Genomic DNA, 8,897 nt, shown 5'->3' on the forward strand with positions numbered 1-8,897 from the left:
ACACTCGACCCCAATGCCGACGACTACGTCTCGCGCGTGTTCGGGCCGAAGAACTACATGGTGCTCGACCACGTCTCGCGCCTGCCCGAGAAGCTCCCGGCGCTGTACCTGTCGATGACCAAGTAACGAACACGAAACCACGGCGCTTGCGGCGCCCACTGGCCCCGTCCCGCCCCTGTCTGGCTCATCCTGCCGCTCACGGGCCGGGGTCGCATTCGATAAACGGGAATGAACGGCCCGGCCACCGGCCGGCGGTACCGGAAAGGATGAGACGATGATCGAACTGCAATGGCTGATACCCCTGCTGCCCTTCCTTGCAGCGCTGCTGGTGCACCTGCTCGGTGGCCGGATGGGCAAGCGGGTCGCGCGACTCAGCGTCGGGCTCAACCTGGTCGTGGTGGTGATCGCGGCCTTCCAGTTGGCCGCCTACATCGCCGGCGACACCGGCCCGCAATGGATGGGGCTCGCCAATGGCTGGGGCAGCCTGCAGCTCGATCCGCTGAGCGCCATCATGGCGCTGGTGGTTTCCGCCATCAGCCTGGTGGTGCACGTCTACTCCATTCGCTACATGGTCGAGGAGCCCGGTTACGGGCGCTTCTTCATGCTGCTCGACCTGATGACCGGCTCGATCCTGCTGATGGTCATGGCCGGCGACCTGATCACCCTGCTGATCGCCTGGCACCTGATCGGCGTGATGCTCTACTTCCTGCTCGCGCACAACACCGAGCCGCCGACCGCGCAGCGCTACGCCTTCTGGACGTTCATCACCTACCGGCTGGGTGACCTGCCGCTGGTGCTCGCCGCCGTGATCCTGTTCCAGGCCTACGGCGCACTCGACTTCCCGACCCTGTTCGCGCGCATCGCCGAGACGCCTGAGGTGCGCACGTTCCTGGACCTGCCGGTCACGGGCACCGTGGCCTTCCTCGTCGCCCTGTCGGCCTTCGCCAAGTCGGCCCAGTTCCCGCTGCACACTTGGCTGCCCTACACCATGGAAGGCCCCACGCCGGTCTCGGCCCTGATGCACGCGGGCATCGTCAACGCCGGCGGGATCATCATCAACCGCTTCGCGCCGGTGTTCGTCCACAGCGGCGAGATCCTGCACCTGCTGTTCGTGGTGGGCCTGGTCACCGCGCTGATCGGCTCGGTGCTGATGCTCACGCAGAACGACATCAAGAAGTCGCTCGGCTACTCCACCATGGGCCAGATGGGCTTCATGATCATGGAGACTGGCGCGGGCGCCTTCGCGCTGGCGATCTTCCACCTGATCGCCCACGGCCTGTTCAAGGGCACCATGTTCCTCGGCGCGGGCAATGTCATCGGCGCGGCGCGCAAGCACGACGGCGTGCCCAACGATCCCCTCTACGACTTCCTGGTCGAGCGCAAGTCCGCCCCGGCGCGCCTGCCCTGGCTGATCATCGGCGCGGTCACGCTGATCGTGCCGCTGGCCATCCTCGTGATGGCCCATGCCTGGGTGGCCGAGGACTTCTTCCAGAAGCAGGGCGCGATCGTGCTCTTGTTCTTCGGCTGGATCACCGGCGTGCAGGTGCTGTTCGCCACGCACCGTCTCGACACGGAGAACCCGATCCGGATGATGGCGCTGATCATCCTCTCGTTTGCATTGATCGTGGTCGGCTACAGCTTCGTCGGTCATACCTTCGAGAACTTCCTCTACCCGGATGCCGCCTTCCGTGACGCGCTCTACACCGCCGCGGGCATCGACAAGGTCACCTTCGACATGCTGGTGGTCCTGCTGGCGCTGATCGTGGTGCTCGGCTGGATGGGGGCGTATCTCACCAACGTGCGCCGCCAGCGCATCGACGAGGGCCACGGCAACACCCGGCTGACGCTGTACTCGCTGTTCTCGCGGGAGTTCTACGTCGCCGACGTCTACGACCGCATGACGGTCACGCTGCTTGACCTCTCCAAGCGCCTGAATGTCTGGTTGAAGTGGAGTTGATATGACCGGTCTGCTGATCATCCTCGCGGCGTTCTTCCTGCCGCTGTTCCCGGCCAGCCTCGTGTTCAACCGCCTGGCCGCCCGCGTCCGGAATCCGCTGGCGCGACTGGCACTGTTCATCGTCTGGCCGCAGATCGGCGTGTTCCTGATCCTGTGGGGCGATCTCGCGCCCGCCGGGCCGGTGCTGGCGATCTGGGCGAGCCTGAGCGCGATCTTCTACGCCTTCCGGATGCTGACCGTCCGCGAGGTCGGCCGCTGGGCGGCCATGCTGGCCAGCTCGGCCTGGCCGCTGGTCTGGCTGTTCGTCATGCAGGTACCGGCCGAGGCCGACCTGGTGGCCTTCACCCTGGCGCTGACGGTCGCCCCGGTGCTGATGCTGCTGGTGCGCGATGCCATGGCCCGACGCCTGGAAGCCGCCTACACCGGACTGCACGGCGGGCTTGCCCGCGATCTCCCGAGGCTGTCGGGCGTGATCGTGATCGCCACGCTCGCGGCGATGGCCCTGCCGCTGTTTCCCGGCTTCTTCGCCCTGCTGGCCGTGCTGGGCGGCGCGACGCTGCCGGTCGCGATCGCTACCCTGCTGACCTGGCTCTTGTGGAGCTGGGCCGGCGCTCGCCTGCTGCAGGGCACGGTATTCGGCCCACGCAGCGGCCCCATCGCCGCCGACCTGCCCGTTTCGACCACCTGGCTGGTCTCCGGACTGATCGTGGTGATCGTGGCTGCCGGACTGCTCTGGACTGGAGGTGCTGTATGACCCTTCCCCTCGGACGCGGACTGAAGATCCGCTCGATGGTGCACATGGCCGCCGAGCCGATCCCGAATTTCTGGCCGATGCGCACCTTCATCCACCACAACCCGCTGCACGGGCTGGAGGACCTCCCCTTCCCCGAGGCGATCGAGCAGGGCAAGGCGCTGTTCCACGGCCGCGGCTTCCTGCCCCGCGCCGACTACCAGCGGCTGCACACCGAGGGACGCCTCGACCGCGACACCATCGAGGAGCGGGTTGCCGAGGCCCTGGCCGAGCGGCCGGCGCTGCGGGAGATCGGCGGTCAGGACCTGCTGTGCACGCTGCTGACCGAACGGCGCGAGCCGGTGATCACCAAGCGCACCGTGGCCGACGTCGATGACGTCGCCAGGGCCCTGCAACGCCAGCCTGCCAGCGAGCAGGCGCCCATGGACGTCGAGACGCTGGCCGATCGCCTGCGGGGATGCTTCCCCGCCGAGCGCCCCCTCTACGAGGCGCTCGACCTCCTGTTCGACACGCGCATCGGCGAGACACTCGACGAACTGCTGATCAAGACCTGTCTCGACTTCTTCGACGAGGGCCAGTCGGCCTGGCAGATGCCGGGGCGTGAACAGGGCCTGTTCACCGCCTGGAGCGCACTGGCGCGTCGCAACCTGCGCCTGTTCCTGCGCGGTCTGCACATCCAGAAGATCCTGGTGCAGAGCGAGACCCCGGAGGGGATCATCGCCTACATCCTCGACGAACTGGGTATCCCGGAGTCGGTGTGGCAGGACCTGATCGTGCGCGAACTGACTCACATGCACGGCTGGGCGGGCTTCATCCGCTGGCGGTCGACGGCGAGCCACTACCACTGGTCCAAGGAACATCCGGCTGACCTGGTCGACTTCCTTGCCATTCGACTGGTGCTGGCCCTGGCCCTGATCCGCGAGCACGCCCGACGGCGAAAGATGCCCGGCAACCGTGAAGCGCTCGAGGCGCTGATCACCGAACGCCCGGCCGAATGCTACCTGCGCCACGAGCTGTTCACCGGCGACGTGCTTCCGGCCCAGGCTGAGGCGATCGAGGACGTGGTCGCCCGCGGGCGCCCCGCGCGGGTCGCCGAGGTGCTGTCCCGCTACCTGCCGGCCAAGCGTCGCGCCGAGGGCGAGCGGCAGGCCCGGGCGCTCGACGAGCTCGCCGAACTGGCCGGCACGCCGTCGATCTTCCGCGAGCTCGACGAATCGCGGCTGGCCGAGGTGCTCGACGAGCTGGCCGCCTTCGAGAAGCGTGAGGGCATGCTCTGGCTGGAGGCCATGGAGGCGACCTACCGTCGCTCGATGCTCGGCAAGCTGCGCCTGACCGCCGCCGAACCGCGCGAGAAGCGCCCCTTCGCCCAGATGCTGTTCTGCATCGACGTGCGCTCCGAGCGCATCCGTCGCCAGCTCGAGACCATCGGCGACTACCAGACCTACGGCATCGCCGGCTTCTTCGGCGTGCCGGTCAGCCTGATCGCGCTGGGCAAGGGCAGCGAGGATCATCTATGCCCGGTGGTGGTCACGCCCAAGAACCTGGTGCTGGAAGTCGCCACGGGCGCTGAGCGGATCGACACCGACCTCTACTCCTCGGCCGAGCACGTGCTGCACGATCTCAAGCACTCGGTGCTCTCGCCCTACTTCACCGTCGAGGCGATCGGGCTGCTGTTCGGCTTCGACATGATCGGCAAGACCATCGCGCCGTCCGCCTACAACCGCTGGCGCCACAAGATCGAGTCGGACAAGCCCTCGACCCGCCTGATGGTCGACAAGCTCACGCGTGAGCAGGCCGACTCGGTGGTCCGCGCCCTGCAGCGCGTGATCATCGTCAAGGCGATCCACCAGGAGTTCGGCATCGAGCGCGAGTCGATCACCGACTCGATGGTCCGCGAGTTGCGCGAGGCGGCGATGGAAAAGCACGTCGGCCCCACCCGTTTCGCCCGCGACTTCGCCCTGAGCGAGACCGCCGAAGCCAAGTTCATCAAGACCCTGCAGGGCGACTACCGCATCAACCGCTCCTACGCGCAGATGCAGCTCGAGCGTCTTGGCCGGATCGGCTTCTCGCTCGACGAGCAGACCTACTTCGTCGCCCAGGCCCTGCGCTCGATCGGCCTGACCGAGCAATTCTCGCGCTTCGTCATCCTCACCGGCCACGGCAGCCAGTCGGACAACAACCCCTACGAGTCCGCCCTCGACTGCGGCGCCTGCGGCGGCAGTCACGGGCTGGTGAGCGCCCGGGTACTGGCCCACATGGGCAACAAGCCGGAGGTGCGCCGCCGACTGCGCAAGGAAGGCATCGACATCCCCGACGATGCCTGGTTCCTGCCGGCGTTCCACAACACCACCTCGGACGAGATCAAGCTGCACGACCTCGACCTGCTGCCGGCCAGCCATCTGGTCTACCTCGAGCGGCTGCGCAACGGTCTGCGCGCGGCGATGCGCCGGACCGCCGCCGAGCGGCTGCAGACGCTCGATCCGGACGTCGACCCGACGCTCGACGCGGTCAAGGCCGCGCGACGGATCCGGCGCAACACCGTCGACTGGACCCAGGTGCGCCCCGAGTGGGGGCTGGCGCGCAACGCCGGGTTCATCATCGGGCGACGCCACCTCACCGAGGCGACCGACCTGGAAGGCCGCACCTTCCTGCAGTCCTACGACTACCGGGTCGACCCCAAGGGCCGGCTGCTCGAGAGCATCCTCACCGGCCCGCTGGTCGTCGGCCAGTGGATCAACATGGAGCACTACTTCTCGGCGGTCGACAACGAGCACTACGGCTCCGGCAGCAAGGCCTACCACAACGTGGCCTGCCGTCTCGGCGTGATCACCGGCAACCTTTCCGACCTGCGTACCGGCCTGCCCTCGCAGACGGTGCTTTTCGACGGCTTGCCGTACCATGACCCCATCCGGCTGCTCACGGTCATCGAGGCCCCGTTCGAACACGCCCGCGCGGCGATCGATGGCGTATCCAAGGTCAAGAGCCTGGTGACCAACGGCTGGGTGCTGATGGTGATCCTCGATCCCGAGACCGGCCGACTGCACCGATTCGTCGACGGCGAGTGGCGGGAGGAGCCCCTGCCCACCGCCGGGCATGACGCGACCGATCAACCTGCTGCGGAGGAGATCCCTGCATGAACAACCTGAACCTAAAACCGCTGAAGAAGCTCGAGATCATCCTCGAGGGCGAGCACCAGGCCTTCGCCACCGACCTGCTCGACCGCGCCGGCGTGAAGGGCTACACCATCATCGGCAATCTCTCCGGCAAGGGCAGCCAGGGCTTTCACGAAGGCCACCTGATGTTCAACGAGGACGAGGTGCTTATCATGATCATCGCCGCGGTACCCGAGGAACTGGTCGAGCCGATCCTCGAGGGCTTCACGCCCTTCTTCAACAAGCACAGCGGCGTGGTCTTCATCTCCGACATCCAGGTCAGCCGCCTGGTGAAGTTCAAGGGTTGAGCGCGCCACCCGACTGACCGGCGCGCCCCCGACACCGACATCCACCCAGAATTCGAGAGTGCAACATGCTGTTTGACCAGACACCACAAACCGACTCGAGCGGTGCCAACCCCGACGAGTACCGCATCAAGACCGAGCCCTACTACCGTACGGTCCACGACGAGGTGAATCTCTACGAGGCCGCCTACAAGGCCCGCATGCCGATGATGCTCAAGGGCCCGACCGGCTCGGGCAAGACCCGCTTCGTCGAGTACATGGCCTGGAAGCTGCAGCGCCCGCTGATCAGCGTGGCCTGCAACGAGGACATGACCGCCTCCGACCTGGTCGGCCGCTACCTCCTGGACAAGGACGGCACCCGCTGGCAGGACGGCCCGCTGACGATGGCCGCGCGCATGGGCGCGATCTGCTACCTCGACGAGATCGTCGAGGCACGCCAGGACACCACGGTCGTCATTCACCCGCTGACCGACCACCGCCGGGTCCTGCCACTGGAGAAGAAGGGCGAGCTCGTCGAGGCGCACCCCGACTTCCAGATCGTCATCTCCTACAACCCGGGCTACCAGAACCTGATGAAGGACCTGAAGCAGTCGACCAAGCAGCGCTTCGGCGCGCTCGACTTCGACTACCCGGACCCGGAGACCGAGACCGAGATCCTCGCCCACGAGACCGGGGTCGACCGCGACACCGCCGGCAAGCTGGTCGAGATCGCCCAGCGGGCGCGCAACCTCAAGGGCCACGGCCTGGACGAGGGCATCTCCACCCGCCTGCTGGTCTACGCAGGCCAGCTGATCGCCAAGGGCGTCGACCCGCGCGACGCCTGCTCCATGACCCTGGTCCGTCCGATCACCGACGACCCGGACATGCGCGACACCCTCGACTCGGCGGTCAGCGCGTTCTTCTCGTAAGGAGGAACGCCGTTCCCAACGACAAACGCCCAGCCAATCGGCTGGGCGTTTCTGTTTCCGGAGGAATCGACCATTGAAGGGCAGGCATGTCTTTGCCCCGGACCGGCTTTAGCTGTCCCCTCACGGAGCCCTGACCGTGGCGGACTTGCCAGGCCGTTGGACGGCCCACGTGAGCTCCTGTTGTGGCGGAACGGTACCGGATTCACGTTGCAACCCCGGCCCCCGCGGACTATTGCTTGCAAGACATCTTTCGGAAACCCATGGACGAGGGCCCCGCATGCATCCCGTTTTCCGCTCCCTTCTGCCGATGATCGCGGCCTTCCTTCTGGCCGGCACGGTCCAGGCGAACGAGGTCCGGGCTGACAGCGGCCCGCCCGACGAGCAGCTGACCATCCTCACCGAGGACTACCCGCCGCTCAACTACCGGGAGGACGGGCAAATCACCGGCCAGGCCACCGCCATCGTCCGGGCGATGGCCGACGCGGTGGGCGAATCGCCCCGCTACGAGCTGACCCGCTGGGATGACGGCTACCGTGCGGCGACCCGCGGCCCCGACACGGCGCTCTACAGCACCGCGATGACCGAGAAGCGGAAGAAGGCGTTGCAGTGGGTCGGCCCCATCGGCGCGGTGGACACCAGCCTCTATGCCCTGTCGGATGCGGCAATCCGCGTGAACAACCTCGCCGATGCCCGCCGGGCGGAGGGTATCGCCACGGTGACCGACTATTACAGCGAGGAACAGCTCGAAGAAAAGGACTTCGACAATCTCGTCCGCCACGACGATGAACGTGCGGCCGTGCAGAGCCTGCTCGACGGCGAGACCACGCTCCTGGCCGCCAGCAACGTCGCCCTGCCGCGACTGCTGGCGGAGCTCGGTGCGGACAGCGACACGGTCGAGCCGGTCTTCACCCTGTCCACCGACCTGACCTACCTGGCCTTCTCCCCGGACGTGGCCGGCGAGCGCGTCGCGCGCTGGCAGGCAGCACTGGACGACATGAAGGCAGACGGCCGCTTCACGTCCATCTACCGCCAGTGGCTGCCCGACAGCCACCCGCCCGGGACCGTCCAGCTGGTGACCGAGGACTATCCGCCGCTCACCTACCGGAAGAACGGCCGGGCCACCGGCTTCGTCACCGACGTGGTCCGCGAGATCACCGACCGGCTGGCCATCGACGCCCCCATCCGCCTGACCACCTGGGACAACGCCTATCAAATGGCCCGCGTCCATCCCGACGTGGTGCTCTTCAGTGCCGAGCGCACCCCGGAACGCGAGGACATGTTCCACTGGGTGGGCCCGGTCGGCACCAACAAGGCCATCCTCTACGCGAAAGCGGGCAGCGACCTGAGCCTCGACGACCTGGACGCCGCCCGCGACGTGGACACCATCGCCACCACCAGTGACTGGTTCACCGAGCAACACCTGCAGGACGCCGACTTCACCAACCTGGAAAGCCGCCCCGAACCGGTCGACGCCGTGCGTGCCGTGATGGAAGGCGACGCCGAGCTCACCATCCTCACCGACAGCACCGCACCGAACATCGTGGCACAGGCCGGCTATCGGATGGCCGATCTGAAGCCCCTGCTGACGGTGCTGACCACCGACTACTACATCGCCATCTCCCGGGACACCCCGGAACGGACCGTCCGCCAATGGCGCGAGGCGCTCGACGCGATCGAGGCCGACGGCAGGCTGGACACCATTCGGGAACGCTACTTCCCGGAACGATGAGAGACCGCCGCATCCCCCTGCTCCATCAACGTGGTCCGTTCGATCACCGACGACCCGGACATGCGCGACACCCTCGACTCGGCGGTCGCCGCGTT

General features: G+C 67.0%; 6 protein-coding genes. All 6 read left to right on the plus strand.

The features are described from left to right. Nucleotides 1-274: 274 nt before the first annotated feature. The 6 genes from ACLFMY_RS07220 (at nucleotide 275) to ACLFMY_RS07245 (ending at nucleotide 8,802) form a co-directional block, all read left to right on the plus strand. The gene (locus ACLFMY_RS07220; protein WP_410763940.1) at nucleotides 275-1,957 is read left to right on the plus strand and encodes an NADH-quinone oxidoreductase subunit L; all 1,683 of its coding nucleotides are present in this window, start codon (nucleotides 275-277) and stop codon (nucleotides 1,955-1,957) included. A 1-nt stretch (nucleotide 1,958) separates the two neighbouring features. Then, on the plus strand, nucleotides 1,959-2,711 hold the full coding sequence (locus ACLFMY_RS07225) for a hypothetical protein (protein WP_410763941.1): 753 nt from the start codon (nucleotides 1,959-1,961) through the stop codon (nucleotides 2,709-2,711). Further along, nucleotides 2,708-5,845, plus strand: coding sequence for a DUF2309 domain-containing protein (locus ACLFMY_RS07230; RefSeq protein WP_410763943.1), 3,138 nt, complete (start codon nucleotides 2,708-2,710; stop codon nucleotides 5,843-5,845). The genes ACLFMY_RS07225 and ACLFMY_RS07230 overlap by 4 nt, the downstream gene beginning before the upstream one ends. Then, nucleotides 5,842-6,168, plus strand: a complete 327-nt coding sequence (locus ACLFMY_RS07235) for a P-II family nitrogen regulator (RefSeq protein ID WP_372592505.1) — start codon at nucleotides 5,842-5,844, stop codon at nucleotides 6,166-6,168. The genes ACLFMY_RS07230 and ACLFMY_RS07235 overlap by 4 nt, the downstream gene beginning before the upstream one ends. Before the next feature lie 65 nt (nucleotides 6,169-6,233). Further along, nucleotides 6,234-7,073, plus strand: a complete 840-nt coding sequence (locus ACLFMY_RS07240) for a CbbQ/NirQ/NorQ/GpvN family protein (RefSeq protein WP_410763944.1) — start codon at nucleotides 6,234-6,236, stop codon at nucleotides 7,071-7,073. Nucleotides 7,074-7,350: 277 nt separating this feature from the next. After that, nucleotides 7,351-8,802: a substrate-binding periplasmic protein gene (locus tag ACLFMY_RS07245; RefSeq protein ID WP_410763945.1), complete on the plus strand. Its 1,452-nt coding sequence runs from the start codon at nucleotides 7,351-7,353 to the stop codon at nucleotides 8,800-8,802. The last annotated feature ends 95 nt before the right edge of the window (nucleotides 8,803-8,897 follow it).

This window comes from Guyparkeria sp., assembly GCF_046545975.1.
GTDB lineage: Bacteria > Pseudomonadota > Gammaproteobacteria > Halothiobacillales > Halothiobacillaceae > Guyparkeria.

Excerpts from the sequence above, each read along its gene's own strand:
- ACLFMY_RS07220 (WP_410763940.1), top strand. The coding sequence starts at position 275 with ATGATCGAACTGCAATGGCTGATACCCCTGCTGCCCTTCCTTGCAGCG.
- ACLFMY_RS07225 (WP_410763941.1), top strand. The coding sequence starts at position 1,959 with ATGACCGGTCTGCTGATCATCCTCGCGGCGTTCTTCCTGCCGCTGTTC.
- ACLFMY_RS07230 (WP_410763943.1), top strand. The coding sequence starts at position 2,708 with ATGACCCTTCCCCTCGGACGCGGACTGAAGATCCGCTCGATGGTGCAC.
- ACLFMY_RS07235 (WP_372592505.1), top strand. The coding sequence starts at position 5,842 with ATGAACAACCTGAACCTAAAACCGCTGAAGAAGCTCGAGATCATCCTC.
- ACLFMY_RS07240 (WP_410763944.1), top strand. The coding sequence starts at position 6,234 with ATGCTGTTTGACCAGACACCACAAACCGACTCGAGCGGTGCCAACCCC.
- ACLFMY_RS07245 (WP_410763945.1), top strand. The coding sequence starts at position 7,351 with ATGCATCCCGTTTTCCGCTCCCTTCTGCCGATGATCGCGGCCTTCCTT.